The 26,748-nt window shown below is 40.6% G+C and carries 29 protein-coding genes; 16 read left to right on the plus strand and 13 right to left on the minus strand.

All coding sequences use genetic code 11. From position 1 onward, the window contains the following. Positions 1-30 precede the first annotated feature (30 nt). From leuE to PR833_RS10830, 3 genes are all read left to right on the plus strand, one after another. Positions 31-672 carry a leucine efflux protein LeuE gene (gene leuE, locus PR833_RS10820; protein WP_036940216.1) on the plus strand — a complete coding sequence of 214 codons (642 nt, stop codon included), beginning with the start codon at positions 31-33 and terminating at the stop codon, positions 670-672. Positions 673-940: 268 nt separating this feature from the next. Further along, positions 941-1,333 (plus strand): cytidine deaminase family protein, encoded by a 393-nt coding sequence (locus PR833_RS10825; RefSeq protein WP_272526099.1) that lies wholly within the window; start codon positions 941-943, stop codon positions 1,331-1,333. A 1-nt stretch (position 1,334) separates the two neighbouring features. Beyond that, positions 1,335-1,805, plus strand: coding sequence for an NUDIX hydrolase (locus tag PR833_RS10830; RefSeq protein WP_272526100.1), 471 nt, complete (start codon positions 1,335-1,337; stop codon positions 1,803-1,805). Positions 1,806-1,808: 3 nt separating this feature from the next. Here PR833_RS10830 and PR833_RS10835 read toward each other — a convergent pair whose 3' ends face one another. Continuing rightward, entirely contained in the window at positions 1,809-2,423 is a 615-nt protein-coding gene (locus tag PR833_RS10835; protein WP_040133126.1) for a LysE family translocator, read from the minus strand. Between the two features lie 149 nt (positions 2,424-2,572). Between PR833_RS10835 and PR833_RS10840 the strand changes: the two genes are divergently transcribed. Next, positions 2,573-3,457: a LysR substrate-binding domain-containing protein gene (locus tag PR833_RS10840; protein ID WP_036940223.1), complete on the plus strand. Its 885-nt coding sequence runs from the start codon at positions 2,573-2,575 to the stop codon at positions 3,455-3,457. 138 nt (positions 3,458-3,595) lie between these two features. After that, positions 3,596-4,699: a D-alanine--D-alanine ligase gene (gene ddlA / locus PR833_RS10845; protein WP_004919748.1), complete on the plus strand. Its 1,104-nt coding sequence runs from the start codon at positions 3,596-3,598 to the stop codon at positions 4,697-4,699. Positions 4,700-4,767: 68 nt separating this feature from the next. Here ddlA and PR833_RS10850 read toward each other — a convergent pair whose 3' ends face one another. The 4 genes from PR833_RS10850 to PR833_RS10865 all read right to left on the minus strand — a co-directional run bounded on the left by PR833_RS10850 (position 4,768) and on the right by PR833_RS10865 (position 8,052). Further along, a complete protein-coding gene (locus tag PR833_RS10850; protein WP_053110207.1) occupies positions 4,768-5,328 on the minus strand; it encodes an adenylate kinase in 561 nt (186 codons plus the stop codon). A gap of 328 nt (positions 5,329-5,656) precedes the next feature. After that, on the minus strand, positions 5,657-6,430 hold the full coding sequence (locus PR833_RS10855; RefSeq protein WP_060561007.1) for a GNAT family N-acetyltransferase: 774 nt from the start codon (positions 6,428-6,430) through the stop codon (positions 5,657-5,659). A 3-nt stretch (positions 6,431-6,433) separates the two neighbouring features. Next, the gene (locus tag PR833_RS10860) at positions 6,434-6,622 is read right to left on the minus strand and encodes an FAD-binding oxidoreductase (RefSeq protein WP_272526101.1); all 189 of its coding nucleotides are present in this window, start codon (positions 6,620-6,622) and stop codon (positions 6,434-6,436) included. 266 nt (positions 6,623-6,888) lie between these two features. Then, a complete protein-coding gene (locus PR833_RS10865) occupies positions 6,889-8,052 on the minus strand; it encodes an MFS transporter (protein WP_004919762.1) in 1,164 nt (387 codons plus the stop codon). Positions 8,053-8,794: 742 nt separating this feature from the next. On the opposite strand from PR833_RS10865, the gene PR833_RS10870 reads away from it, so the two are divergent. Beyond that, positions 8,795-9,712 carry an alpha/beta hydrolase family protein gene (locus tag PR833_RS10870; RefSeq protein WP_272526102.1) on the plus strand — a complete coding sequence of 306 codons (918 nt, stop codon included), beginning with the start codon at positions 8,795-8,797 and terminating at the stop codon, positions 9,710-9,712. A gap of 246 nt (positions 9,713-9,958) precedes the next feature. Here PR833_RS10870 and PR833_RS10875 read toward each other — a convergent pair whose 3' ends face one another. Continuing rightward, entirely contained in the window at positions 9,959-10,732 is a 774-nt protein-coding gene (locus tag PR833_RS10875) for a GNAT family N-acetyltransferase (protein WP_272526103.1), read from the minus strand. A 173-nt stretch (positions 10,733-10,905) separates the two neighbouring features. Here PR833_RS10875 and frmR point away from each other — a divergent pair, with 173 nt between their 5' ends. The 4 genes from frmR to yqfB are packed head-to-tail and all read left to right on the plus strand — an operon-like array spanning position 10,906 to position 13,575. Next, positions 10,906-11,178, plus strand: coding sequence for a formaldehyde-responsive transcriptional repressor FrmR (frmR, locus tag PR833_RS10880; RefSeq protein WP_004919776.1), 273 nt, complete (start codon positions 10,906-10,908; stop codon positions 11,176-11,178). Between the two features lie 15 nt (positions 11,179-11,193). Beyond that, the gene (locus PR833_RS10885) at positions 11,194-12,306 is read left to right on the plus strand and encodes an S-(hydroxymethyl)glutathione dehydrogenase/class III alcohol dehydrogenase (RefSeq protein WP_004919779.1); all 1,113 of its coding nucleotides are present in this window, start codon (positions 11,194-11,196) and stop codon (positions 12,304-12,306) included. A gap of 58 nt (positions 12,307-12,364) precedes the next feature. Then, the gene (fghA, locus tag PR833_RS10890) at positions 12,365-13,195 is read left to right on the plus strand and encodes an S-formylglutathione hydrolase (protein WP_004919781.1); all 831 of its coding nucleotides are present in this window, start codon (positions 12,365-12,367) and stop codon (positions 13,193-13,195) included. Between the two features lie 59 nt (positions 13,196-13,254). After that, entirely contained in the window at positions 13,255-13,575 is a 321-nt protein-coding gene (yqfB, locus tag PR833_RS10895; protein ID WP_193450746.1) for a N(4)-acetylcytidine aminohydrolase, read from the plus strand. Between the two features lie 118 nt (positions 13,576-13,693). Here yqfB and PR833_RS10900 read toward each other — a convergent pair whose 3' ends face one another. The 6 genes from PR833_RS10900 to PR833_RS10925 all read right to left on the minus strand — a co-directional run bounded on the left by PR833_RS10900 (position 13,694) and on the right by PR833_RS10925 (position 18,879). Then, on the minus strand, positions 13,694-14,245 hold the full coding sequence (locus PR833_RS10900) for an SMI1/KNR4 family protein (RefSeq protein ID WP_154598663.1): 552 nt from the start codon (positions 14,243-14,245) through the stop codon (positions 13,694-13,696). A 152-nt stretch (positions 14,246-14,397) separates the two neighbouring features. Next, complete coding sequence (locus PR833_RS10905; protein WP_004919788.1) at positions 14,398-14,910, minus strand: GNAT family N-acetyltransferase; 513 nt, start codon at positions 14,908-14,910, stop codon at positions 14,398-14,400. Positions 14,911-14,938: 28 nt separating this feature from the next. After that, positions 14,939-15,376: a GNAT family N-acetyltransferase gene (locus PR833_RS10910; protein ID WP_040133129.1), complete on the minus strand. Its 438-nt coding sequence runs from the start codon at positions 15,374-15,376 to the stop codon at positions 14,939-14,941. Between the two features lie 304 nt (positions 15,377-15,680). Then, entirely contained in the window at positions 15,681-16,673 is a 993-nt protein-coding gene (locus PR833_RS10915) for a D-cysteine desulfhydrase (protein WP_004919792.1), read from the minus strand. A 17-nt stretch (positions 16,674-16,690) separates the two neighbouring features. Continuing rightward, entirely contained in the window at positions 16,691-18,118 is a 1,428-nt protein-coding gene (locus tag PR833_RS10920) for a Na+/H+ antiporter NhaC family protein (protein WP_004919795.1), read from the minus strand. A 218-nt stretch (positions 18,119-18,336) separates the two neighbouring features. Beyond that, entirely contained in the window at positions 18,337-18,879 is a 543-nt protein-coding gene (locus PR833_RS10925; protein WP_004919796.1) for a GNAT family N-acetyltransferase, read from the minus strand. 195 nt (positions 18,880-19,074) lie between these two features. On the opposite strand from PR833_RS10925, the gene PR833_RS10930 reads away from it, so the two are divergent. Continuing rightward, positions 19,075-19,863, plus strand: coding sequence for a helix-turn-helix domain-containing protein (locus tag PR833_RS10930; protein WP_230089710.1), 789 nt, complete (start codon positions 19,075-19,077; stop codon positions 19,861-19,863). Here the strand turns inward: PR833_RS10930 and PR833_RS10935 are convergent, their stop codons facing one another. After that, a complete protein-coding gene (locus tag PR833_RS10935; RefSeq protein WP_172955140.1) occupies positions 19,864-20,763 on the minus strand; it encodes a LysR family transcriptional regulator in 900 nt (299 codons plus the stop codon). A gap of 123 nt (positions 20,764-20,886) precedes the next feature. Between PR833_RS10935 and PR833_RS10940 the strand changes: the two genes are divergently transcribed. The 5 genes from PR833_RS10940 (at position 20,887) to PR833_RS10960 (ending at position 26,597) form a co-directional block, all read left to right on the plus strand. Beyond that, the gene (locus tag PR833_RS10940) at positions 20,887-22,071 is read left to right on the plus strand and encodes an MFS transporter (RefSeq protein WP_272526104.1); all 1,185 of its coding nucleotides are present in this window, start codon (positions 20,887-20,889) and stop codon (positions 22,069-22,071) included. An 86-nt stretch (positions 22,072-22,157) separates the two neighbouring features. Further along, a complete protein-coding gene (ada, locus tag PR833_RS10945) occupies positions 22,158-23,222 on the plus strand; it encodes a bifunctional DNA-binding transcriptional regulator/O6-methylguanine-DNA methyltransferase Ada (RefSeq protein ID WP_061064040.1) in 1,065 nt (354 codons plus the stop codon). Between the two features lie 154 nt (positions 23,223-23,376). Continuing rightward, on the plus strand, positions 23,377-24,624 hold the full coding sequence (locus PR833_RS10950) for an adenosylhomocysteinase (protein WP_004919812.1): 1,248 nt from the start codon (positions 23,377-23,379) through the stop codon (positions 24,622-24,624). 26 nt (positions 24,625-24,650) lie between these two features. Then, the gene (locus PR833_RS10955; protein ID WP_014658360.1) at positions 24,651-25,919 is read left to right on the plus strand and encodes a NupC/NupG family nucleoside CNT transporter; all 1,269 of its coding nucleotides are present in this window, start codon (positions 24,651-24,653) and stop codon (positions 25,917-25,919) included. Positions 25,920-25,940: 21 nt separating this feature from the next. Continuing rightward, positions 25,941-26,597 (plus strand): Crp/Fnr family transcriptional regulator, encoded by a 657-nt coding sequence (locus PR833_RS10960; protein WP_036940251.1) that lies wholly within the window; start codon positions 25,941-25,943, stop codon positions 26,595-26,597. Positions 26,598-26,748 lie beyond the last annotated feature (151 nt).

Below are 26,748 nucleotides of genomic sequence, written 5' to 3' on the forward strand. Positions count from 1 at the left end.
TATAACTTTTATTAAGTTAGCGGGTTCCTTATGCTTGAAAATCTTGGTATCACAAATTTATGGACGTATTTAATCGGTGTAATTTTTATTACATTGGTGCCAGGCCCAAATTCTTTGTTTGTGTTAACGAGTAGTGCAAAGTATGGCATTAAAAATGGTTATAAAGCCGCGCTAGGCGTATTTACGGGTGACGCGATACTGATTTTTTTATCGTTTTTAGGGGTTGCTTCACTGGTTAAAACATCACCTATCTTTTTTAGTGTAATTAAGTATGTTGGCGCTACCTATTTAGTTTATTTAGGAATAAAAACGCTGTATAGCGTCTTTCATAAAAAAGAGCCGGTTGGGGATGTGGATGCAATAGTATTAGCAGCGAAAGGAACATACCAAAAAGCGGTGTTTTTAAGTTTGCTTAATCCTAAAATGATCATTTTTTATGTGTCATTTTTTATTCAGTTTATTGATCCTGCTTATCCTAATGCAGGCATACCGTTTTTTATTTTAGGCAGCATTCTTGAAGCATGCAGTATGATTTATCTATCAATGCTGATTTTTGGTGCTGTTGCTGTTACTAACATGGTAAAACATAACAAAAAACTGTCTAAATTATCTAATAGCTGCATTGGTGCTATCTTCTTAATGTTTGGGGCTAAATTAGCGTTAGCCGCCTAGTTTTTAGGGGTATATGATGATGCCGGCCATGAGCCGGCTTTTTTATCACTGTAATCTCGAAACAATTCTCAAGTCTCTAATACAACCCGTCGTCCAAAATTGTGCTCTGAATTTCAGTATCATGTGATTTGGAGTGGAATTATTGCGGTACAAATGTGTTCAGAAATAGTCTGGCTAATGGAACGGTGAAAGAGCACGTTTGGCTTCCAACATAGATAAACGACATAATAAAATTAAAATTATTCTGTGAGAAAAGGATGTATACCTGATGAAGCATTTAGTCAAAATTGCCAGCCGTTATGCAAAGCCATCTATTATCAATGATTATATTGAATGTGGTTATGTTGCTGCCGCGCTAGAAGCGGAAGATGGTGAAATTTATACAGGTATTAGCATTGATACGGCGTGCTCTCTGGGTTTTTGTGCAGAGCATGGCGCTGTTGCTGAATTACTCAAAGCAGGAAAGTCGGTCATTAAGTTGATGGTTGCCGTTGATTCCGCTGGAAATGTTGTACCGCCTTGTGGGCGTTGTCGAGAATTAGTCAGTCAATTATCCAATAAAAATAAGCAGACGCTCGTTGGGGTCGATAATGAAACTCAAGTCACCTTAGAGCAATTGATGCCTTATGATTGGAAAGCCACACAAAATAGAGAACAATAGAATGATGACGCAAGAGGATAAACATTTCACGGCAACGGCATTGCTGCGTAATCAAAAAGGGGAGTTTTTATTACATAAGCATCGCAAATTAGGGTGTTGGCTCCCACCGGGAGGGCATTTAGAAGATAATGAAGAGCCTCAAGATGCGGTAATGCGTGAAGTACGGGAAGAAACAGGGTTAGATTGCCGCGTGATTGATTGCGCCTATCCAACAGCAACCAAGGTAACGGGTTGTGAAAAAGTCACTGCTTTGCCCATGCCTTTAGCCATCTTAAAAGAGTTTATAACTGATAAAGAAAAAGGGGCTCATTGGCATATTGATATGGTGTATTTATGTGAGCTTGTATCGCCAGATAAAACGCCTGATCCTGCATTTTGTTGGGTGCCTTTTGAAGAGCTAGCCAATCTCAATATCCCACATGATCTACTGCAATTGGCAAGCATGGTAAATGAAACTAACTTGTTGAAATAAAATTTATTTTATATTTAAAAACAACAATGAAACACCGAGCGCCATTAATAACAGACCAATTATTTTATCCACCACGAATTGGTAATTGAGAACTTGGTTGCGTATGACGGGCGCTGCGAAGAATAACGCGATCAAACTGAACCATAGCCAATGAACAAAAGAGATAAAAAACCCATAACTCAAATTAAGCATTAATGAGTGAGAATTTTGGAGCACTTGCGTATATACAGAAACGACAAATAGCATGGTTTTAGGATTTAATGCATTAGTTAAAAAGCCCATTTTAAAGGCAGCAAATCTTGTAGGTTTAGGTGTTTCACCGGTTTCTGTATTGATTTTTTGTTTATTGGTAAATGAGCTAAATCCAATATAAATTAAATATCCCACACCAAATAATTTCACAATAGTAAAAAGCGTCGGTGAGTTCATGATAAGCAGTGTTACACCGAATACAGTATAAAAAACATGAACCTGCACCCCAAAGGCTATACCTAATGCTGCAAGCAACCCAATTTTTGTGCCATAGGCATAACTACTACGTGTCACCATGGCAAAGTCGGGACCTGGACTAATTACCGCTAAAATAGTCATGGCTGCCATAGCAATAAGTTCATTCATGTTAACTGTCCTTAATAGGTAATAAAAACTGATATTAAAAATTGCTGATATAAATCATCTTGTTTATTAATTAACTGTATTATCAATAGATTGTATTTAGTTAAAAAGCGATTTATGCTGACGTAAATCTGTCAGTTTTTGTTACCTATATGATGAAATTACCACCATTATCCTCATTACGTTTCTTTGATGCCGCCGCGCGTCATGGCAGCTTTGTTAAAGCGGCGGATGAACTCCATGTCACGCATAGTGCTATCAGTCGCCAAATACGTTTGCTTGAAGAACAGATTGGTATTGAATTATTTGAGCGGCGTAACCGAGCGGTTTTTTTAACGTTGGCAGGCAAAAAGCTATATCAAACAACGAGTGAAATCTTTGCTCAATTGGATAAGACATTAGCAGAGCTTGGCAGTGTCGTTGATAGTAATGTGGTGAGTATTTCTTGTGAACCCACTATTGCTATGAAATGGCTTATTCCTCGATTAACGCAATTTTATCAGCAATTTCCTCATATTACGGTGCATTTGATTGCGGCAGGAGGGCCTATTGATTTCACTAAAGCAGGTGTTGATCTTGCTTTTAGGCGTAATGATTTTAAGTGGAATAGCCATATTTATGCTGAAGAAGTGTGTCGTGAAAGGATGGGGTTAGTGCAGCGGCCCGATTTACATTGGCACGATGGCTCCAGCGACATTGCGTTACTGTATCCAGCTTCTCGCCCCTCTGTTTGGGAGCAATGGCAACAGCAGATGGGCAATAGTCAGCAAGGTAATCGACAGGTTTCATATGAACATTTTTACCTTTGCATTCAGGCGGCCATTTCTGGTCAAGGGGTTGCGATTGCTTCATTTTTAATGGTTGAAGATGAGTTGCAATCAGGTCAATTAACCGCGCCTTATGGTTTTATCGAAGATGGTTCAGCTTATTATTTGTTGGCGCCCAAACCACCTGTTGTCGGAAGTGCTTTGCACCTATTTATTGAGTGGCTAAAAGATTGCCTTCAAGAAAGCTATACACTAACCCAAAAGGAGTAACACAGATTTTACTTTACGCTCGAATTGTTTATTCTTTCAGCAAAACCATGTAATAAATAAAGATTTTGTCACATAACTATTTTATAGCGTGTTATATTTCCAGACTTGGGTTTGTCGGTTTATTAAGTGGAGTGAGTAATGAGTAAATTACGGGTAGGTGTCATTTTTGGTGGTAAATCAACAGAGCATGAAGTGTCATTGCAGTCAGCGAAGAACATCATTAATGGTCTTGATCGCGATAGATTTGATGTATGCTTAATCGGCATTAACAAACAGGGGCATTGGCATGAATATGATGAAGCTGATTTTTTAATCCATGCAAATGATCCCGCTCGTATTGCACTAAGTACGCCAAAACGCAGTATCGCTATTATCCCTGGTAAAACAACCCAGCAATTTATTTCCCTTGAAGATGCTCAGCCACTCCCTCAAATTGATGTTATTTTCCCCATTGTGCACGGTAATTTGGGTGAAGACGGCTCTTTGCAAGGGTTATTGCGTATGGCTAATTTACCTTTTGTTGGCCCAGGTGTTTTAGGCTCTTCAGCCTGTATGGATAAAGATATCACTAAGCGATTACTACGCGATGCGGGGCTACATGTTGCACCTTTTATTACGCTGACAGCGTCGGATCGCACTGAAGCCAACTATGAAGCGGTTGTTAAACAATTAGGCCTCCCATTATTTATTAAACCGGCTAACCAAGGCTCTTCTGTTGGGATCAGTAAAGTGACTAATGAGTCTGAGTTTAAGGCAGCATTGGATTTCGCTTTCTTGTTCGATATGAAAGTCTTGATCGAAAGTGCAGTGAAAGGCCGTGAGATAGAATGTGCGGTATTAGGGAACGAACAGCCATTGGCAAGTCCATGTGGCGAAATTGTTCTACATGATAGCTTCTACGCTTATCACACCAAATATATCGATGAAAATGGTGCGTCTGTGGTAGCACCAGCGGATTTAGATGTTGAAGTGAGTGATAAAATACGGGAAATTGCATTACAGGCTTATCGTGCACTCAATTGCAGTGGTATGTCTCGCGTTGATGTTTTCTTGACCGAAGATAATCACGTTATTATCAATGAAATTAATACACTACCAGGGTTTACGAATATCAGTATGTACCCTAAATTGTGGCAACAGGGCGGAATGACATATCAAGCGTTGATCAGCCGCCTTATTGAACTAGGCATTGAAAAATATCAACAAACCATTGCTTTAAAAACAGCGTGTGATGTTAATTAATTGACTAATATCGCGGTATTTTATTAGCGTGCGATGTCACGCTAATAAAACATCGGTTAGTTTATGCCTTAATCTCGGTGATGCTGCGCAACATTTTTTTGCAGGTGCGTTAAGAATAACTGGGTTTCTTTTGGCGTCGTTAATCGAATAAAACGTATATGTTGATACTGTTTATCCGCCATACTGGCTATCCTAGGCCATTTACTTTTGTGATAGGTCGTTATCATCCATATTAGGATGGAATCACGACTAAAAAAGACATTTTTCCACGACTCATAATTCCCTGTATCCGGCCAAAGCTCTTGTTTGCTTCTGATCCGTGAGAACACTCGACGCACCGATTGATAAAGCGTCCGTAAGAATGAGTAATCAAGCCAAATCACCAGCTCAACCTCTTTCCATTTAATGGGTTGTGTCCGAGTATAGTTACCATCAAGTACCCAGCCGTTTGGTGCATTTTGCAGGGCTTGCGATAATTTCTTATACAATTGCTCATCGGTTGCGGGTTGCCAATTTTTTTGCCAATGAAGAGCATCCATTTCTATATATGGAACAGCGTAAAGTGACGCTAATTGCCGGGCAAAGGTGCTTTTACCACTGCCACTACAGCCAATAACATTAATTTTCATGAGTTAAATCATTTTATGGTAGATATGCCGTTCAGGTTTACTGAAGGGTAAAGTTGCACAAAAGCGTTCTGGAAAACGAAGCTTATCAGTGAATTATTCTATTTGATCAAACAAAAAATGCTCAATGTCTTGATGTCACTATTCAGGCAAAACATAAGCAGTACCAACTTATGGTTCAAGAAAAGCGGCATTGGTTTTAACGTAAGAGACTCACAAGGTGCATGGTGATAACGACACCCACACCTTGTTTATTGCGATAAGAGATCAAACTATGCGTGATGTTACTAGTACTTTTGCTGCCGTAGGGGCTAATTGCCAGCCTAATAAATTACTTGCACCAGACATAGTTAATATAACGGAATAAAGGTTCAAATCCGAACTTTTTGTATAGGTCGAAACCGGCTTCTGAGGCATCAAGGAAGCAGTGTTCAACACCTTGTTGATGACAAAATGCTAACGCATAAGCGATTAATTGTGTCGCGTAGCCTTTCCCTTGGTGTGTTGGCTCCGTACCAATATCATCAAAACGTGCAAGGCTACCTTCAATAGTGACGGTCATCGATGTTGCTGGCTCTCCAGCGACTAAGAGGACAAGATGAAATTGTGGCGCACCTTGCAATAAAGCATCTTCATGATAGCGGACATATTCATTGACAACCTTATCGTGTTCATCCGAAATATAAAACGCAGAGACTAAAGGCTTAGCCCACAATGAAAGGTCATGGTTCGCAAACACAATATCCACTTGATTTTCAGGCAGTTCTACAGGGAGTTGTTTATCAAGTGATAATGCCATTGCTGTTGTGACGCTGTCACGTTTGTAGCCTAAGGCGAGTGCCTCATTGACAATATCTTGCTGCATTTCTTCAGGAACAACCAGTGTATGATTTTTCTTTTGTGCAACAAAAAGGTGATGAGCCTGCTTAAATGCTTGAATCGATGATTCAGGTTGAAGATAAATAAAGTTAAATACAGGCGAATTTAGAGGGGTAAGGTAACATATAGTATGTTGTTCGATCTGGATACTGTGCTCACAAATCGATGTCCAAAATGTTTTTTCGATGGACTGATAATGCCTTAAGTAGTAGAGCGGAATATTCATGTTTCAGTTACCTGACGCAAAGCGTGTTAATCGATAGGGGCTAAGTGCTGTCTGTTCTATGCCATGTATTATTTCATCTAGTGCCAAATGGCAAATTAATGGTGCAAGTGTGATAGCAGCGTGCATACTAATAATATATAAACCACTGAAATCAGCAACTTTACCGACAACTGGCATCTCATCCTGTGGCATAGGTCGCATTCCTATGAAAGCATTTTCTAAGCGTAATCTATTTGTACCTATAAATGAATTTTGAATAACGGATAGCGCATTTTGTGCGATATTCACTGCACTATGCTCGGGGCGCTCATCAATGTAATCCTCGGCACAACATAATTAGATTGAAATCATCGGATAGAATGATTTTGTATAAGCACCTTAATAGAGATTAAGGTGCATGTTTAATTATTGGGTTAGTCAGGGCGTTTTAAGGTGAAAATCTTATTTAATTGTCAGCTTTAGACTCTCACCAATTTAGAGACAAACGCAATAATGACTAATAATGCGGCGATCGTGAGTAGAGCGGTCGCTAATGTAAACTGAAAGGCAACAAAACCAATGGCGGCGGGGCCTGCTAAAATACCAAGATAACCCAGTGTGGATACAGCAGGAACAGCTAACGCTTCAGGCATCGTATTTTGCTTACCTATCGATGAAAACATCACAGGTACAATATTAGAACAGCCAGCACCAACCAGCGCATAACCTATAATTGCGATGGATAAGTAAGGTGATAATACCGCGATCATAAAGCCTATACAGGCTAAAAGAGCGCCCCAGAACACCACCCGCGCAGAGCCGACACGCATTACTATTTTATCTCCAGTTAAACGGCCAATTGTCATTGTTGTGGCGAAGGCTGCAAAGCCCAATCCACCAAGGGATTCTTCTAGACCGTGGTGCTCGATTAAAAATACGGCACTCCAATCTAGTACCGTACCTTCCGCGAGGAAAATAGCAAAGCAAATAATACCAATGACCAGAACAATACCTTTGGGTATCGCGATAAGAGGGCCGGTTGGTGCATTGGCATAACTTAAAAAACCTTTGAAGCTGATAGACAGCAACAGTAATGAAACCAATGAAATAATAATTGCAGCAGCAATTGGTGGTGTACCCATTAATAAAATGGCACTCATAGCACCAGCCCCTACAATTCCACCTACACTATAGTAACCATGAAAACCCGATATGATCGGCTTCTCAGAAGCTTTGTCTACAATCACTGCTTGTATGTTCATGGCACAATCTGTTAGCCCAATACCGACACCAAAAAGCAATAAGCCAACAATCAATATACCGATATGTGATATTGCAGGGAGTAAAGGGAGTAGCAAGCAAAAGGCGATGGTCGAGGCCACCATCAGTTTACGACAGCCAAATTTTGCAGCAATAGCCCCGGTTAAAGGCATCGCAATCAGCGCACCGACGCCAAAGCAGAGAAGTAATAATCCAAGTGTGGCGTCATTTGCGCCCGTATTGGCTTTGACAAAAGGGACAATTGCTGCCCATGAAGCGGTCGCAAAACCTGCAATAAAAAAGATAATCCGTGTTGCCACTTGCTCTTTTTTGGCTGGTGGCGTAGTCGGTGTTGTTTCTAATAATTCAGGAGATAGAGTCATTTTATCAATATATTTAGTTTAGTTATTAAATTATCTATGATGAAGAGTATCTAAAAGTGGATCATCTAATATCGGGTGGCGTATTTCCCTTTTCTGTCCATTTCTTCTTATCAGTGCGATGGCCCATTTGTCAGTCTATATAATAATAAAGGTTAAAGGATCAATATGATAGGGTTCTCATGCGAAACCAAAAAAATATTATCTATACTTAGCTATATTGATTTTGAAAAATAGCACGGTATCTCGAATGAGATAGAGATAATCAGTATGGCATTGTGGTTATATGTATTAAATTTATGACTTAGGGAAGTATATTAGGTATTAATAGCGCCTAGTTAAACAAGATTAATCAATTAATGTGTTCGATTACTGTTAGATACAATACAAGTTGATCATTCAGCGTTAAGGCGTGTTTTTAGAAAAAATAGGACACGACCACTTGCAGCCGTGCCACGAAAATTGTTTCACAATAGAATATCAGAATGCAAAAGTCCCAAGTGCTGACAACAGAATTTAGTCAACAAAATAAAATAATAATATATGATAACGAGTATGCAATATTCAGCATACCTTTATACATTAGCGTTTTCTCAGCATAATGAAATATTAAATTTCATTATGCTTTTACCTAATTTTATTTAGTTGAACTTTATTCAGAAGACAGCATTTTTAGTCCATGTTTAGCGCACTCTGATGTCTATAATCATGTCGTTATATTTTATGATTATAAATACGGTAAAAAATGAAAATAGGCTCTGTTATTTTATTATTAGTGGCTTTTACACTCACGGCTCACGCAGAAAAGGGTCCTGAGTTACAAAAAATTCAGGATAAACAAGGGAAAGAGATACATTACTACATAATAAAGCAAAGCGATAAAACAGCAAAAAACGTATTAGTGTTGATCCAAGGCTCTGATTGCAAAAGTGTTATTAATAACACTAAGATGATAAAAAATTTTGGCGCGGCATTTCCTAATAATGATATTTTACTGGTTGAAAAAACGGGATTAGATAGCCAAGTTGGAAAAAATGAGGATGGAGCATTAGTCGAAAATTGTCCTGTTGATTATATGAAAAATGATTCTCCATTAGAAAGAGCAGAGAATTATTTATTTTTAATTGGGCATTTAAAAAACCATTATCAACATATTATTTTGCTTGGAGGAAGTGAAGGGGCGGTAGTGACAAATTTAATTGTTTCTAACACGGATATGATCCAAGCCTCCATCTCATTGAATGGTGGCGGTCAGTTTTTTATTAACGATGTTATCTATAATATTGAAAAAACATTGCCTAATGAAGAAGTCGCACAATCTATTGAAGGTTTTAAACAATTCGCTAAATCTGTAATACAAAATAAATTAGATGATAACCAATTTCCGAGTGAACATGGGGAAAAGTGGTGGCGTGAAATGCTAACAGTGAATAACCAAAAACTGCTTCAATCGATAAAAACACCTCACTTAGTGGTTCAAACAATGGATGATATCAATGTAGATCCCCATAGTGTTGTGCGAATGATGGGGAAAATTAATAATCCACAGGTATCGTTTAAAACATATCAGGGGTTAGATCACTTTTTCCTCGATCAAGAAGGAAAGTCACAAACAGAATTGATTGTGAAAGATATTAACGAGTGGTATCAAACCATAAACTAACTACTGTTTTAACGCCTCCTCCAAAAAACCTTCCGGGGAGGAGGTTCATTATCAATACGCTAATCAAGATAGTCAGTTAGGCGCTTGCAAAATAAACACCGCCAATCTAATACAGTTTTCACTATTTTTATTTTTTAGTGGCATTGAAACCATGGCAGTTGCTCTTTTCACAGATAAAAACATAGAAACCTTGTTTTAAATAATGATTAAAAATGGTTTATGTGGGAATGAGTAGCCATCAATCCACTATTCAACAATAAAGCTGTGGTAACGAAAAAGGGGGGTAAACCCTAATTTTTTGTAGATAGATAACCCATCGCTTGATGCCTCAAGAAAACAACGTTCGACCCCATTTTGCGTGCAGGTTTTTAAAGCATGTTTAATCAATAAGGTTGCCAACCCTTGACGCTGATATTGTGTATCTGTACCGATATCGTCTAGGCGAGCCATGCTACCGTTTAAGGTTAGAGTTAACGCACTGACAGGGGTATTGCCATGAAATAATACATAGTGTAGAAGTTGCCCCTTTCGCTGTAAGGCTCTTTGGTGATAACGGATATATTCGTTGATGACTGTTGGATCATCCTCACTGTCAGGGGCTGCAAACGCAGTAATTAATGGCTGTGCCCATTCGGTCAGCTGTTCATTACTTAAGGCAATCCTATAGCCTTCAGGCAGTAAACAGTCAGTATGATCCACCATCTTTGATGAGGTTAGTACCATTGCCGTTGTTTCCCCATCACTTTCATACTGGTTCTTAGTCATAATTGGCGCGAGCTGTGGCAACACTTTTTCATGTACGACAAGGACATAAGGTTTTTTTTGTTCAAAAAACAGTGCATTGCCTGCTTTAAAATCAGCGATTGATGCGCCGGAGTGTAAGTAGATAAAACTAAAGGCGGGAATAGGAAGTTCAGAGAAATATGCGATAGCTGTATCACTGATGCTTACGGTATTTTTGCAAATTCCTGACCAGAAATGACGCTCTTGTTGATAAAAACACAGCTCATTATTTTTCATTCAATTATCTCATTTATCAGTCTTATTATCCTAAAAGCCAGTCTACAAGAAGCGGATTTTCCTTAATAGCGTGCCTCACCAATAGCGCATTTTTAGACCTATAATTTTGCTATTCTGTACAGTGGAACTGAAAAATACTATACTCCCCCTATGTATATGATGGATGACTAACGATGCCACATTCACCAAAAGAAAAAAAAGCGGTTCTGACTCGGGTCAGGAAATTAAAAGGACAACTGCTGGCACTGGAATCGGCTCTAGAAGATGAAGTGGAGTGCAGTGCTGTGTTGCAGCAAATTGCGGCAATTAGAGGAGCGGTCAATGGGTTGATGGCGGGGGTTTTAGAGAGCCATCTACGAGAAGGATTACAGGAGTCTGCAACTACGCAGAGCCAAAAAGAGTCAGTTGATGACGCTATTTCTCTTATTCGAACATACCTGCGTTAAAAATAAGGAATCAATATGAAATCACGTGCAGCGGTCGCATTTGGGCCTGGGGAACCACTGAAAATTGTTGAAATTGATGTGATGCCACCTAAGGCGGGAGAAGTATTAGTAAAAATTAGTCATACCGGTGTTTGTCATACTGACGCATTTACCTTATCAGGGGATGATCCTGAAGGCTTATTTCCTGTTGTGTTAGGCCATGAAGGGGCTGGTGTCGTGGTTGAGGTCGGGGAAGGTGTCACAAGTGTAAAACCGGGTGATCACGTGATCCCTTTATATACGGCAGAGTGTGGCGAATGTGTATTTTGTCAATCAGGTAAAACAAACTTGTGTGTATCCGTTCGCGCAACACAAGGTAAAGGTGTTATGCCAGATGGTACCACCCGCTTTTCTTATAATGGCCAACCGCTCTACCATTATATGGGATGCTCTACTTTCAGTGAATATACCGTGGTTGCAGAGGTGTCATTAGCGAAAATTAATCCAGAAGCCAATCACCAAGAGGTATGTCTATTGGGTTGCGGTGTCACAACGGGGATCGGCGCGGTACATAATACAGCTAAAGTTCAAGAAGGCGATTCTGTTGCAGTGTTTGGCCTAGGGGGTATTGGCCTTGCCGTTATCCAAGGAGCAAGGCAAGCAAAAGCAGGGCGTATTATTGCAATTGATACTAATCCTGCAAAATTTGAGTTAGCGCGCCAATTTGGTGCGACAGATTGTTTGAACCCTAACGATTTTGATAAGCCGATTCAGCAAGTCCTTATTGAAATGACAGAATGGGGTGTTGATCATACCTTTGAATGTATTGGTAATGTTAATGTGATGAGAGCGGCGCTAGAGAGTGCTCATCGTGGTTGGGGCCAATCCATTATCATTGGTGTTGCAGGTGCAGGACAAGAAATCTCGACGCGTCCGTTCCAACTGGTAACAGGGCGTTCATGGCGAGGAACGGCATTTGGCGGTGTAAAAGGTCGCAGCCAACTTCCAGGAATGGTCGAAGATGCCATGAAAGGGGATATTGAGTTAGCGCCTTTCGTGACTCATACACTGCCTCTGGAAAAGATTAATGAAGCCTTTGACTTAATGCATGAAGGTAAATCCATTCGTACAGTGATCCATTACGATTAATTGTCCGCAAGCCCGAAATGTCGGGCTTATCTTACATTCAAATTGATAAGGAGATTGTATGGAAAGGATTGAACGTCACGCCTGTTTTGGCGGCTGGCAAGATGTCTATCAGCACCATTCTACCGTATTGAATTGCGATATGAGGTTTGCGGCTTTTTTACCTTCTGAGGCAGCGAACAAACAATACCCGGTTATTTACTGGTTATCGGGTTTAACTTGTAATGAACAAAACTTTATTACAAAAGCTGGCGCACAGCAGTTTGCAGCAGAGCATGGTGTTATTTTGATCGCACCTGATACCAGCCCTCGAGGTGAACAGGTTGCTGATGATGAGGCATATGATTTAGGGCAAGGTGCAGGGTTCTATTTAAATGCAATAAGAGAACCCTGGGTTAGCCATTATAAAATGTATGACTATATTGTCTCCGAACTGCCCGCATTGGTCGAAGCGAACTTACCCGCCAATGGTAAACGTGCCATTTGTGGGCATTCTATGGGGGGACATGGTGCATTGATGATTGGCCTACGTAACTCAGACCGTTACTGTAGTTTATCGGCTTTTGCGCCAATCGTTGCTCCCACACAAGTACCATGGGGGCAAAAGGCATTTTCTGCTTATCTAGGTGAGGATAAATCGCTTTGGTCTCGCTATGATACCATCAATTTATTGAATGAGGCGCAATCGACACCACCGATGTTGGTTGATGTGGGAACGGCAGATCCTTTTTACCAAGAACAATTACAACCTGAATTATTTGATGAAGTGTGCAAGCGTAAACGCCATAATTTCACATTAAATTTACGTGAAGGCTATGACCACAGCTATTATTTTATTGCTAGCTTTATTGGTGATCATATTGCATTTCATGCACGTTATCTTAAGTCGTAATTATCGGTTGGTGATGAAATTGTCATCACCAACCCCTATTTTTTATACAGGGATTTGATGTGAATACAGTGCCAGACACAATCACGTTTTATGAGCGGCTGCTACCTTTGGTTATCTCAGGTAAAAAAGTCATTACTATTCGTGATCAACATGAAAGCCATTACGTACCGCACTCAGTTGTTAAGGTGTTTGCTCTTGAAACGGGGAAGTACTATACGGATATAGAAATCCTCTCTGTTGAACCGATCGATTACGATGATATTTCGGAGTATCACGCAACACAGGAGGCGATGACGCTGGATAATTTAAAAAGCCTTATTCGTGAAATTTATCCAACAGAGCAACCACTGTTTGTTATCCATTACCGTTTAGTGGAATAGGATTAATTGAACGAAAAGATTGAGATAGCTTTATTTTTAAGCACATGTTTGGAGGGCAATTAAATGGTATCGAGGAGAGGCTATTTAAGGAAAAAGCCCCTCATACCGTGGTTAAAAATTATTTTTGGCGTGCGGCGACGCGTTTTTTCATATCATTGAGTCGCTGCATCAAGGCTTCGATTTCTTCAGAATAAACGTCAGTAAACTCTTTATCGAGTACAGTGATTTCATCATCATAGACTTCGACAAAGGCACCATCTTTGCGAACACCCCATACATGATTACCGTCACCATAGATTGTGAGTAAAGGGAGAACATCTGTGATTTCAAAACGCTCAACAAGCTGTTTATAAGCTTCTAAAATACTTGCCCATTCAGGGAGATCATCGGTATCTATACCAAGGAGCACTACACCACAATGGAATGTCCATGCAGGAGCCACATCAAATAATTTTGTTTCAGGCCATACAGACTCTTTGGCCATAATGCATAGCCCATTGGTTTTCATTGAGAATGTGGCGAATTCTTCAGGAATTTTAATCCCCGTTGATGTCTCAATAAAAGAGACAGCTTCTGCCGTTGGTGGAACTGAGGCAACGGCGTGAAATTCTTCTTTATTGATGGGCTTTAATGCCTTCCAAATTTGCTCATGAAATTGTTCTGGCGTCATGACAAGCTACTCCTTTCTCTATGATTTGTCGCGCAAATTTTATTATATAAAAAACAGAAATCATGTGGGCAAGTTCCGAATGACCCATCGTCGCAATAAGCTCCCTTTTACTTGAGTGAAAATGTGGTTTTCATTATCGTCCACTAAGCAAACTAGATTACTTTCCCCATAATAAACTCAAGGCTTTGTTGAGTATGGCGGGTAAATATAACCTCTTTGAGTTTATGCATGCCATTTGCTTGATAAAAACTGAGCGCCGAGTGGTTATCAGCGAGAACATCTAACCATAATAGGGTATCACCATGCTGCTTAGTCAGAGCTTCAATCTGCTTAAATACGAGGGAGCCATTGCCTTGCCCCGTTTGGCTAGGTAAAAAGTAGAGCTTATTGAGTTGGGTTCCCTGAATTGTTTCATCAGGGATAGTGGAATGGTAAGTTAATTTGACTAACCCGATAGGTTGGGAATTCTCAATCACAAACCACTCAATATTCGATTGCTGCATATCACTTATAATTTTAAAGGGAGAGTATTCATGATAAACATAGCTGGCTAGCTCATCTGCATTTTTCCATCGCTTTGCAAAGTGATAGAGGTAGCTTTCCATGCCTATCTTATAGAGTAATTGTGCGTCTTGTTCTGTCGCTTTTCGGAGTATGATTTTCATAAATATATTATTTTTCAGATTGTTAATATTATAAGTACATCATAGCAAGCATTTCTTCATCATCTTCATCTAACCCAATCTCTTGAAAACCAAATGATGAGTAAAATGATTTTGCGACGCTATTTTTAGGGTTATAGCAAATTTCAATGGCTTGCAATGAATTATCTTGCTTAATTTCTGCTAGGGCTAACGCCATTGCTTGACGGCCAATACCATGATTTTGATGTGACTTATCAATCATAAAGCGCCAAATAGCAACGGTGTTATCTGATTTCGGTACCCACATAAAAAAGCCTACGGGGGTATCATTCAGGTAAATGCCTCTAGTGACATACTCCTTATTATATGCTGCTTCAAGCAGAGACCATGTATTTGAAGCAACAAAATCTTCTTGTTCTTCAAACACCTCAAGTAATGATATTGCTTCGTAATTTTCTTTGGTTATTGTACGTAATTGAAGATTCATCTTTGCCTCCCATATCGAATAATTAGTCTATACAACTCATTATTCAATGCCTACAGAAACGTCCGTATAGCGCATTTTTGGCGCGAAAAAAGAGTGAGGAGATGAACAGGTTGGCTGATTGACGGTGTTTAATCATGGCGCTTCTTATTTGTTTAAGAAGCGTAAATCTAGGTGAATACCGCTGATTTATAGATCAATTGATGTTGGGAGCGCTGTTTTGCATAGGAGATATGAAGGGGATTATCAGCCTAAGTCAATCGCGGTAAATGAGAAGACGGCTCACAATAGCATGAGCCGTTTTTAATTATTGATTAACTATTTTGTTGATTTCGGGATAAGCAAATAGGGCTGGTGCGCCCCCTGTATGCACAAACAGGACCGGCGTTTTTTCATTTGAGTTTTCTAAATAATCGATTAAACCAGCCATTGCTTTGCCTGTATAAACAGGATCTAACAAAATTCCCTCACTGCGAGCCAGTAGGGTGATAGCGTTTAGGCCTGCTTGATTTGGCATGCCATACATAGGTTCAAAGAATCCATCCCAGAGTGCTATTTCTGGCGTTTTTAAAATAGCGAGTAGTTCAGCTAATTCCCGCTGTATTTTTTCAACTTTTGGTGCCTGATCTTGCTTAAAACGTGACACTGTCACACCTATGACTTGAGAGTGAGGTAACAGCTCTTGTAGGCCGATAGCCAGACCTGCATGAGTGCCCGCGCTGCCCGAAGCCACAATGACTTTATCAAACTCCACTTCTAAAGGCTTTTGTTGAGCAATTTCGATGGCACATTGAACATAGCCAAGAGCGCCAAGGGCATTAGAGCCACCGACAGGAACAATATAAGCATCTTCTAATGCTAATGTTTGAATGAGTTCTTCCATTTGAGCTTGAGGGTCGGTTAAAGCCTCACACATGACAGATTCAGCCCCAAATAGATTGGTCAGCAATTTATTGCCGTTATGCAAAAAATTAGGGTCGTCACTTTGTATAGGGTTCTCCAGTAAAGCAATACATCTTAGCCCATACATAGCCGCAACTGCCGCCGTTTGGCGCACATGATTAGATTGAATTGCACCTGCGGTAACAATCACTTTTGCCTTTTTTTCTAATGCGTCAGCAATAAGAAACTCTAATTTTCGTAGTTTGTTTCCTCCCATCGCGAGAGGCGAAATGTCATCACGTTTAATAAAGATCTCACGACCATATACACGAGATAAGTTTTCAAGTCGTTCAAGGGGAGTCGAGCTTTTGTTCAAACTCAACTTGGTAAATTGGGCTAGTTTTTGTTGTAGTGACATGTCAACTTCCTCGGAAACTAATGTGAAAAACCTAAGTATAGATAAATAGCGAGTACCATACTTGCAGTGACTAATGCATAGGGCATTTGCGTTCGAATATGCTCAATATGATCACAATCTGTCGCCATTGACGCGACGATCGCATCAGCGGAAATGGGTGAGGTCATATCACCAAAGATTGATCCAGAAATGGCGGCACCTATCATATATTCAATAGGCATACCGACGGATATCCCTAGCTGTACGCCAATAGGGATCATAATGGCAAAGGTGCCCCATGAAGTTCCTGTTGCCAACGACATAATGGCGCTAATGATAAAAACAAAGCCAATAGAGAAGCCGGGAGCCATCACCCCTTGTGTGACGCTGGCAATATAAGTCCCTGTATTTAGCTCCGCTGAAACATTCCCCATTAAAAAGGCTAAGATCATAATTGAGCTGATTTTTAGCATATTGGCATAGCCAATGAATAATTCTTGAAAGAAATGCTCAATATTGAGCAATCGACGCCCAATAAACCAGCAAAAAGAGACAGCTGTACCAAACATGACTCCCCAATAAACGGACGTTGAGCCACTTCCTTTACTAAAATCACCATCACCAGTGATATACAAGGCAACGGGAACCATTAATACAGTTGAAAGGATAGGAATGAAAAAGTTCAAAACGGAGTGAGCATTGGGGTGATCAATAATATCCGTTTCGTCATCTGCGTCATGCTGCTGAGAATCGGCTTCCACGGTATGATTAGCCTGATATCGCATCTCAGCCTTTTTCATTGGGCCCCAAGATATATTCGTGAATACGTAGAATAAAATAGTGGCAAGCGACAACCAAGCCATCAAATTATAACCGATTGATTTAATCAAAATATCAAAAGGTTCACCAGTGATAAGCCCTTGTGAGATCTGGACGCCAATTAATCCCATAATCACTGCCCCCCAACCGTTGATAACCGCGGAAGAGCAAACAGAAACACAAGCGGTTTGGATGATATAAGACATTTTTTCCGGTGCGACGGCGTATTTGCGTGCGAGGTTTTTAGTCGAAGCGCCTGCGACTAGCTGATTAATGGAGCTTTCTATGAAAATTAATGAGGTGATCAAAATAGCCAAAAGTTGAGTGGTGACTCGGTTTTTGACTAGTTGTGTCCGATTGGAAAGTAGTTGGACTAATGCGCGAACGCCTCCCGTGACTACAACTAAGCGCATAATTCCACCAATCATCACCATAAAGACTATCGTGCGTGTATTTCCCGGTGATGCGAAGGTATCAATAACGCCATCGACAGTTCCTTTGATCCCAAGCAATATATTGTGGTCATGAATAACGGTAAAGCCGACCAAGATCCCTAGCATGAGCGAAAGCATGACTTGGCGGGTGAGGATCGCCAACAGAATAGTGACGATGGGAGTAATAACTGTCCAAATACCATAATCTTGCATGTGGTTACCTATTTGCAATGAATTTTTTATTTTAAAATTATAATTATCGAAAAATCATAGCACTGATAGGTAAGATTAATGAATAGATAACTGTTTATTCGCAGCGTTTTGTAACAAAAAAATCGGCCTGAATCGACCGGAAGTGTATAAAAATGATAGTTATAGGCAAAAGAGCCATTAGGCAATAGCTCTTTTACTGTTGTTTATGAACAAAGAAATTATGTGCGGTTTTTCCATTCTTGATAAGTGATCCGACTTATTTCTTCAATTTTCGTTTCACCTATTAATTCCATGTATTTGGGTTCAAGGGTGCCGTAATGGGTTAATCCGCATTTTTCTTGAACGGCTTTAGATTGCAGATTGCCTTGAAAATAACCACTCCATAAGTTCTCTAATTTTAAATCGGCAAATCCGTGGCGAATGATCTCGCGAACCGCTTCAGGGATTAAGCCTCGCCCCCAGAATGGCACTCCTATCCAATAACTGATTTCAGCATCGTTTTTTCCGATAGGTAATTGGCTATCAGCCTGCATGGACAGACCAATTAAACCAATAGCACGGTTATCTTCTTTTAAAGCGACAGCATAAACTTCGTCACGCATAAACATCGTTTTGATGATGGAGCGGCTTTCTTCCACACTTTTATGAGGGGGCCAACCCGCGATAGGTCCAACACGTTCATCTTTCGCGTATTCATACAAGTCGTTAGCATCGCTTTCTTGCCAAGGGCGCAAAATTAGCCTTTCAGTATAAAGTTTCATCGAGATTTTCCTTATTGTTTTCTAGATACTGCCTATTTTAGGTATTTTTGTGATAGAAATAAGCGCAAAACCTCGTTACTTTAGGTACTTTTGCCAACACATTATCCATATTGACGCTCACAGAGGGCCTGCATGCTGAACTCATTTAATCACCGATATTGTGTACCTCATGTTATAAGCACGGGGGAGACAACGTTGGTAAGATCACAGTTAACGCCACTTGTACCAACCTATGTCGCCGTATTGATTTGTAAAAGAGGAAGAGCCGTTTTTAATATTAATTTTAAAAAATATGTCGTAAAAGCAAATGACATCATTGTGTTGTATGACGATACGTTTGTCATGGTGCAACAGTGTTCAGGGGCTTCTCTGTTTGATTATTTTTTACTTGAAAAGAATTTTGCAGTTGATGTCGCTTTTCAGTTACCAAATCCACTGTTTGCATTTTTTAATGCGTCGCCGGTGCTATCTGTGGAGCAAGCTGATTTGGCTGCGTTACAGCAATGGCAAGCGTTATTCGATTTTATTATTCAACAACAGGGCGAATACGTAACGACCATGTTATGCCATCATGTGCAAAATTTCTTTCTATTGATAGCCAATAAAATGCCACCAACACCCCTTAAACAAAAAGCACAACAAAGCCGTAAAGAACAGTTGTGCTGGCGTTTTTGGGATATGATCACACAGTATTGTAAAGAGCATCGAGACGTCCAATTTTATGCACGGAAATTAGCCGTCACACCATTTTATTTGTCTCAAATCACCAGCGATTTTTTTAATGATACCCCAAAGGCGTTGATTGATAGGCAAGTTGTGCTCGAAATCAAAGCGTTGTTAGGTGGTGGAGATAAATCAATCAAAGAAGTGGCGGCGCAACTCAACTTTGAGGACACCTCTTATCTCTGTCGATATTTTAAACGGCATACAGGGCTAACCTTATCTAATTTTAAAAAAGGTCATCGTCGTGATGTTACTGACTAATCAGCTTGTCTCAATCTGCGTGCCATGCTTTTTCACAAAATCAATAAAACAGCGTAACCTAGGTGAAACCGCTTGGTTGCGATAGTAAACAGCATGAATAGGTTGTTTTACCTCATCGGTCTGTTCAGTTAGAACCTGCACTAATTGGCCATTTGCGAGTGCCTCATAGCTAACGAAATCAGAAGAAAGTAAGATCCCACAGCCTTGAACCGCTAAGTGGAATAACACTTCACCGCTGGCTGCGGCAATATCTGGCGTTATTTTAAGTGGTGTGCCATCTGCCATTTTTATCGGCCAAATATTTAATGTTTCCGGAGCAGTAAAACCTAGCAAACGATGGTGAATTAAATCATCAACGCTGCTGGGAACACCATATTTTTTGAGATAAGCAGGGCTAGCAAGTAGCCGTTTTTGACTATAACCAATTAATGTTGCATTTAATGATGAATCTTTTAGAGAGCCGATCCGAAAGGCGACATCTGTTTTTTTCTCTAATAGGTTAGTAAACCCTTCAAAATTAGTAATTTCTAACTCAATTTGTGGGTACTGCTCACTAAATAATGGGAGCAAAGGTGCTATTACACGGGTTAAAAAAGGCGTCGACGCATCAATACGCAACTTCCCAGATGGAATGGTTTGACGTGCTGATAACATCTCTTCGGCTTCTTGAGCAAGCTGGACTATCTCTCGCGCCTTTTGCAAAAATGCTCCCCCTTCATCACTGAGTTTAATTTTACGTGTTGTGCGATAAATCAGGGTTGTTTGTATTTTTTCTTCAAGCCTAAGAAGGGTACGACTAACTGTTGATATTGTCATATTCAACTGTTCTGCCGCTGCGGTAATAGAGCCGCAGTCAACCACGCTAATAAATACTTGCAACTCTTCAAAGGTCATTTTCATTTTTGCAATTCCGGCAAAAGTTTTTCTCACCTTAACGGCTTTTTCATGACACATCAATATGAAAAGATCACGCCACTTTAGTGTACTCAATAAAAAATAAGTATTTATTAGCAAGGTCTATTTATGAGAATCAATGTCGCACTTTTTGCATTATCGATAGGTGCATTCGCTATCGGCGTAACTGAATTTTCCCCGATGGGGATGTTGCCTTATATTGCCAGCAATTTGGATGTGGCTATTCCTTCTGTCGGATCAATTGTGATTATTTACGCGTTAGGTGTCATGATTGGTGCTCCTATAATGACATTGGTATTAGTTAAATATCGCCCTAAATACGCACTGATCTTACTTATGTCTATATTTACCATAGGCAATTTATTATCTGCGATGTCACCTGGTTTAGTGACGCTGTCACTTTCTCGATTGGTGACTAGCTTAAATCATGGTGCATTTTTCGGGTTAGGGGCAATGGTTGCCGCGAGTGTTGTTCCTCCTGGTAAGCAAGCTAGTGCAATCGCTGCGATGTTTATGGGGTTAACGATCGCCAATATAGGTGGAGTACCTTTGATGACAAAACTGACCCAAGTCATAGGGTGGCGACAGGCTTTTTTTGTCATTTCAGGGTTAGGCGTTATCACACTCATTAGTTTAGTCTTGGCGTTGCCTCGCCATTTAAAGGGTCAAGTTGTCAACGTTCGGGCTGAATTGCGTATTTTACGAAAACCCCAAGTGATGTTAGGCATGTTAAGTACGGTGTTAGGAGCTAGTGCGATGTTTACCTTGTATACTTATGTCGCACCGATGTTAATGCAATTTATTGATGCTTCTGACTCAATGATCACACTAATGCTGGTGATTATCGGTGTCGGTTTTTCTATCGGTAACTATCTTGGTGGGCGATTTGCGGATCGCACTTTATATGGAACATTGTTTGTGTTCTTTGGCATGTTGGCCTTAAGTATGGTTATTTTCCCAATGATAGGTACGACAGCAATAGGTGCCGGACTAGGGTTAGCCCTGTGGAGTATTTTTAGTTTTGGCATTGTTCCCCCTTTGCAAATTTTAGTCATGAAAGCCGCGGTTGGGGCGCAAGCGTTAGCATCTTCGGTGAATGTAGGCGCTTTTAACCTCGGTAATGCGATTGGTGCAGCGATTGGGGCTAGCGTATTATCATTCGGCTACAGTTACTCAACGGTGAGTTATATGGGAACGTTAGTCGCATTATTAGGTATTGTGGTTTTATGGTTGAAAGTACGTCAAAACTTACAAAAAGAAAGTACTCAGCCAGCGGTCTGCATCTGTGACTAATGCGACTAAAAAGCAAGAGATGGAGTTTGTTGCTGCCTTATTTAACGAATAATGGCGGCAACACACGATAGAAATGGAGTATGACTATGGCAACAGTAAACAAATGGTTAAGTGATGAAGCACGTTGGCAAGCGATTGTTGCCCGCGATAAAGCCGCGGATGGTCATTTTGTTTATGGTGTCCGTACTTCACGCATTTACTGCCATCCGTCAGCCGCGGGGCGTTTACCGAAACGAGAGAATATCGAGTTTTTTGATAACGAACAACAGGCGTTAGATAAAGGTTACCGGCCCGGTAAACGTAGCACGAAAGAGGCTGCTCAACTTGAACAATTTTACCAAGAAAAAATTGCACAAGCCTGCCGCTATATTGAACAAAGCGGTACGTCAGTGAAACTCAATGATATTGCCGCTTTTGTGGGGATCAGTCGCTATCACTTTCATCGCTTATTCAAAGCTCAAACAGGGCTTACCCCAAAAGCTTATGCTGATGCTTACCGGCATGGGAAGCTGCGTCAGCAATTACAGCAGCAATCGCGTATTACTGATGCGATTTATGATGCTGGATTTAGTTCAGATAGCCGTTTTTATGAAACCTCGGCGGAGCGCTTAGGCATGACGCCAACAGCATGGAAAACTGGTGGCGAGGGAGCAAAAATCTACTTTGCATTAGCCATGTGCTCATTAGGCGATATTTTAGTGGCGCAAAGTTCAGTCGGGGTCTGTGCTATTTTGTTGGGCGACGATCCTGAAAAACTGCTCAAAGACTTACAAGATAAGTTTCCTCATGCTGAATTAATCGGGGGAGATAGTGAGTTTGAAACGTTGGTTGCACAAGTAATCGGTTTTGTTGAAGCCCCCGAAATTGGATTAAATTTACCCTTAGATATTCGCGGTACAGCATTTCAGCAACGTGTTTGGCAAGCATTGCGCACTATCCCTGTTGGCACAACGGTCAGTTACAGTGATATTGCTAAACAGATAGGTCATCCAAAAGCGGTAAGAGCGGTTGCCGGCGCTTGTGCGGCAAATATGCTGGCTGTGGCAATTCCTTGCCATCGAGTGGTGCGAAATGATGGCGCTTTGTCCGGTTATCGCTGGGGTATTGCACGTAAACGTCAGTTGTTGGATAAAGAAGCGGTGAGTAAATGATTCGTTTAACAAATAATCACAACGCAAAATTGTTTGCCATAATTATATCTCGTTAACACTTTTTCAACCTAATATGGGCAAATGACCTATTGTGACTATCGTTCGTTTTGTATGTTTTGCTTCATTCTAAGCAACATATTGAAAGGAATTTAAGATGGTCACAAGTATCTATAAAGATTTATCTCTAGCGCCGGCTGGCGAACAAAAAATTGCTTGGGTGCGTGCTCATATGCCGCTATTGCGTGCTTTAGAAGCTCGCTTTAGTAAAGAGAAGCCTTTTGCGGGCAAACGCATTGCATTATCTATCCATTTAGAAGCGAAAACCGCTTATCTTGCTCAAGTTTTTGCCGCTGGCGGTGCGAAAGTATCGGTGACTGGCAGTAACCCTATGTCGACTAAGGACGATATCGTAGCGGCATTAGTGAAAAGTGGTATCAATACATTTGCAATTCATGGTGCTAGCGCCGAAGAATACCAACAATTTGTAAAAGAGACACTGGCATGTGAGCCTCATATCGTTATCGATGATGGTGGCGATTTAGTGCATGAATTACACAGTGTTTATCCTGAATATGCAGGTCATGTTATTGGCGCTTGTGAAGAAACAACTACTGGCGTGTTAAGGGCGATGGCTCGTGAAAAAAGCCATGAGCTAAATTTCCCGGTGATCTCCATTAATGGGGCGCAGTCTAAGCATCTCTTTGATAACCGTTATGGTACAGGGCAATCTACGTTTGATGGCATTATGCGCACAACTAACCTAGTGATTGCGGGTAAAAAAGTGGTTGTTGCGGGTTATGGCTGGTGTGGTAAAGGCTGTGCGATGCGTGCAAAAGGCCTTGGTGCTGAAGTCATTATTACTGAAATCGACCCAATCAAAGCGCTTGAAGCGAAGATGGATGGTTTTGAAGTCATGACGATGGAAGCCGCAGCACCACTAGGTGATATTTTTGTGACCGCAACGGGTTGCTGTGATGTGCTGACTGAGGTGCATTTCAGTTTAATGAAAGAAGGGGCGATCATTAGTAATACCGGACATTTTGAAGACGAAATTAACCTTAATGCGTTGCAAGAATTGTGTGTGAGTACCTATGAAGCACGTCAAAATATTGAAGCCTACTGCTTGAAAAATGGTCGTACCGTTTATTTGTTGGGGCGTGGAGCACTGGTCAATATCGCTTGTGCCGATGGTCATCCAGCAGAAATTATGGATATGAGTTTTGCTTTACAAGCCTTAGGCGCGGAATATCTACTCAAACATGCGCTGGATAAAAAAGTTTATGCTGTTTCCGATGAAATCGACAGTGAAGTGGCGCGATTAAAATTACAAGATATGGGTGTTTCCTTCGATACTCTCAGTGATAGGCAGTACCAGTATTTAAATGCCTTTGAACTGAAATAAAAGTTAAAAGTAGGCGGAGGACGCTGATGTCGATACTGAATAGCCTTTTAGGTATTGCTGTCATATTATTGGTTGCATACCTTTGTTCTAACAACCGCCGTAGGATAAGCCTACGGCTCGTTTCCATCGCACTATTAATGCAATTTACTTTTGCATTTTGTATGTTATATCTGCCAGCTGGCAAGCGCGTTATGATGTGGATGGCGGATAAAGTCACCGCATTATTAGACTATACACAAACAGGCACACAATTTTTGTTAGGGGGCTTAGCCACTGACAAAATGTTTGATCTGCTTGGTGCCGATGGGTTTATTTTTGTATTTAAAGTACTACCTGTACTGGTGTTTTTATCTGCACTATCGGCCTTACTGTTTCATGTAGGTATTATGCAGAAACTGATCATCTTGATTGGTGGAGCATTACACCGTTTGCTTGGAACATCACGAGCGGAATCAATGTCTTCAGCTGCAAATATTTTTTTAGGGGTGACGGAAGCGCCGTTAGTGATCCGCCCTTATTTAAAATATTTATCCTCTTCAGAATTTTTCACCATTTTGGTTGGGGGAATAGCCTCAATTGCGGGAACCGTGTTACTTGGTTACGCCCAGTATGGCGTGAAAATTGAGTATTTACTGGCGGCTTCCTTTATGTCGGCCCCAGCAGGATTACTGTTTGCGAAATTGTTTTACCCTGAAACTAAAGAAAACAGTGATAAATATACAACGGTCAGCTCCATGAAAGGCGAAAAATCTGAATACCGTAATAGCATTGATGCGGTAACTCAGGGGGCTAGCGTCGGGGTTAGTATGGCGTTGAATATTGCGGGTATGCTCTTGGCTTTGTTAGCTATTATTGCAATGTTCGATGGCATAATGATGTGGGCAACTAGCTTTACTGGTTATGAAATTTCGCTCACCCAGTTGATTGGTTGGCTATTTTCACCGATAGCATGGCTGTTAGGCGTTGATTGGAATGAAGCTCAGTTCGCAGGGCAGTTATTAGGCCAGAAAGTATTATTCAATGAATTTATTGCATATGCTAATCTACAGCCTTATTTAGATGGTTCTATTTTGCCAGCGACAGGCGAAGCATTGAGCGTTAAGACACAAGTGATCCTCTCGTTTGCTCTGTGTGGTTTTACTAACATAGGTACAATAGGGATTGCGATAGGTGGCATCGGTGCGATGTGTCCTGAACGTCGTGGTGAATTGACGAGTATTGCATTCAAAGCATTTGGTGCGGCTATTTTGGCGAACTTAATGAACGGTGCTATAGCAGGGCTAATTTTAGGTTAATCATAGTGATGGGTGGCAGGTATGATGGATGAAACTCCTTTTCGCGAGTTGTGGCTAAAGTTCAGTGAACAAGAGCTACTTCCCGATGTTGATTGGTTATTTCGTCATGCGCCACCCTCAGTCAAAAATACCTTTTGTACCATTCATTTACAAGAAGGGTACAAACTGATCCATCAAGGCACAGAAAACCAATACACCTATATTATTATTGAAGGTGAGTTTGTGGTGAACAAACTCGCTGATAGCGGTAAAGAGCTCGCTTTAACATTCTGTTATAAAGGTGAATTTCTTGGTGAGATGGAAGCATTGTGCCAGCAAAAACATTATCGCTATGATGTGATTGCATTAACGGACGCACGAGTGATCCGTATCCCATCTGATAGTTTTTTAGTTTGGTTATCTCAAGACCACCGCTTATCCATTCTTTTAAATCGACAATTGGCGAAACGCTCATTAATTAATGGAGAACAACGATTGATGACCGCCGTTGATTCCATTGAAAAGAACTTGCTGTACATTTTAACGCAACTATCGAGCCACCAAATTCGTTTACCGAGAGAGACGTTAGCCGCAATTTTAGGTACTTCACGTCGCCATTTGGATAAAGTTTTATTTAAGTTGAAAGAACAAGGTATTATACAGCAAGAAGGCCACATCATTTTATTAGCTCCGCGTTAATTAAGGAAAGCTATCACTATTTCATGACTGAAAATAACATCATGAATTAAAAGGATAGCTTCTTATAACATAGCGTAATCGATCGTTTTATTTATCGAGTATAGGAAAAATAAAAATAATTTAAGCTTTTTACACTTAGGGTTAACTATAA

This window comes from Providencia sp. PROV189, from assembly GCF_028480065.1.
GTDB classification, from domain to species: Bacteria; Pseudomonadota; Gammaproteobacteria; order Enterobacterales; family Enterobacteriaceae; genus Providencia; species Providencia stuartii.

Bases quoted from the DNA above. Each gene is read 5' to 3' on its own strand.
- PR833_RS10840 (WP_036940223.1), top strand. From the start codon at position 2,573: ATGATGAAATTACCACCATTATCCTCATTACGTTTCTTTGATGCCGCC.
- PR833_RS10830 (WP_272526100.1), top strand. From the start codon at position 1,335: ATGATGACGCAAGAGGATAAACATTTCACGGCAACGGCATTGCTGCGT.
- PR833_RS10950 (WP_004919812.1), top strand. From the start codon at position 23,377: ATGGTCACAAGTATCTATAAAGATTTATCTCTAGCGCCGGCTGGCGAA.
- PR833_RS10920 (WP_004919795.1), bottom strand. From the start codon at position 18,118: ATGCAAGATTATGGTATTTGGACAGTTATTACTCCCATCGTCACTATT.
- leuE (WP_036940216.1), top strand. From the start codon at position 31: ATGCTTGAAAATCTTGGTATCACAAATTTATGGACGTATTTAATCGGT.
- PR833_RS10850 (WP_053110207.1), bottom strand. From the start codon at position 5,328: ATGAAAATTAATGTTATTGGCTGTAGTGGCAGTGGTAAAAGCACCTTT.
- PR833_RS10860 (WP_272526101.1), bottom strand. From the start codon at position 6,622: ATGCCACAGGATGAGATGCCAGTTGTCGGTAAAGTTGCTGATTTCAGT.
- PR833_RS10835 (WP_040133126.1), bottom strand. From the start codon at position 2,423: ATGAATGAACTTATTGCTATGGCAGCCATGACTATTTTAGCGGTAATT.
- PR833_RS10865 (WP_004919762.1), bottom strand. From the start codon at position 8,052: ATGACTCTATCTCCTGAATTATTAGAAACAACACCGACTACGCCACCA.
- ada (WP_061064040.1), top strand. From the start codon at position 22,158: ATGGCAACAGTAAACAAATGGTTAAGTGATGAAGCACGTTGGCAAGCG.
- PR833_RS10955 (WP_014658360.1), top strand. From the start codon at position 24,651: ATGTCGATACTGAATAGCCTTTTAGGTATTGCTGTCATATTATTGGTT.
- PR833_RS10885 (WP_004919779.1), top strand. From the start codon at position 11,194: ATGAAATCACGTGCAGCGGTCGCATTTGGGCCTGGGGAACCACTGAAA.
- PR833_RS10870 (WP_272526102.1), top strand. From the start codon at position 8,795: ATGAAAATAGGCTCTGTTATTTTATTATTAGTGGCTTTTACACTCACG.
- PR833_RS10905 (WP_004919788.1), bottom strand. From the start codon at position 14,910: ATGAAAATCATACTCCGAAAAGCGACAGAACAAGACGCACAATTACTC.
- PR833_RS10925 (WP_004919796.1), bottom strand. From the start codon at position 18,879: ATGAAACTTTATACTGAAAGGCTAATTTTGCGCCCTTGGCAAGAAAGC.
- PR833_RS10900 (WP_154598663.1), bottom strand. From the start codon at position 14,245: ATGACGCCAGAACAATTTCATGAGCAAATTTGGAAGGCATTAAAGCCC.
- frmR (WP_004919776.1), top strand. From the start codon at position 10,906: ATGCCACATTCACCAAAAGAAAAAAAAGCGGTTCTGACTCGGGTCAGG.
- PR833_RS10875 (WP_272526103.1), bottom strand. From the start codon at position 10,732: ATGAAAAATAATGAGCTGTGTTTTTATCAACAAGAGCGTCATTTCTGG.
- PR833_RS10825 (WP_272526099.1), top strand. From the start codon at position 941: ATGAAGCATTTAGTCAAAATTGCCAGCCGTTATGCAAAGCCATCTATT.
- PR833_RS10960 (WP_036940251.1), top strand. From the start codon at position 25,941: ATGATGGATGAAACTCCTTTTCGCGAGTTGTGGCTAAAGTTCAGTGAA.
- PR833_RS10915 (WP_004919792.1), bottom strand. From the start codon at position 16,673: ATGTCACTACAACAAAAACTAGCCCAATTTACCAAGTTGAGTTTGAAC.
- PR833_RS10855 (WP_060561007.1), bottom strand. From the start codon at position 6,430: ATGAATATTCCGCTCTACTACTTAAGGCATTATCAGTCCATCGAAAAA.
- PR833_RS10940 (WP_272526104.1), top strand. From the start codon at position 20,887: ATGAGAATCAATGTCGCACTTTTTGCATTATCGATAGGTGCATTCGCT.
- PR833_RS10935 (WP_172955140.1), bottom strand. From the start codon at position 20,763: ATGAAAATGACCTTTGAAGAGTTGCAAGTATTTATTAGCGTGGTTGAC.
- ddlA (WP_004919748.1), top strand. From the start codon at position 3,596: ATGAGTAAATTACGGGTAGGTGTCATTTTTGGTGGTAAATCAACAGAG.
- fghA (WP_004919781.1), top strand. From the start codon at position 12,365: ATGGAAAGGATTGAACGTCACGCCTGTTTTGGCGGCTGGCAAGATGTC.
- PR833_RS10910 (WP_040133129.1), bottom strand. From the start codon at position 15,376: ATGAATCTTCAATTACGTACAATAACCAAAGAAAATTACGAAGCAATA.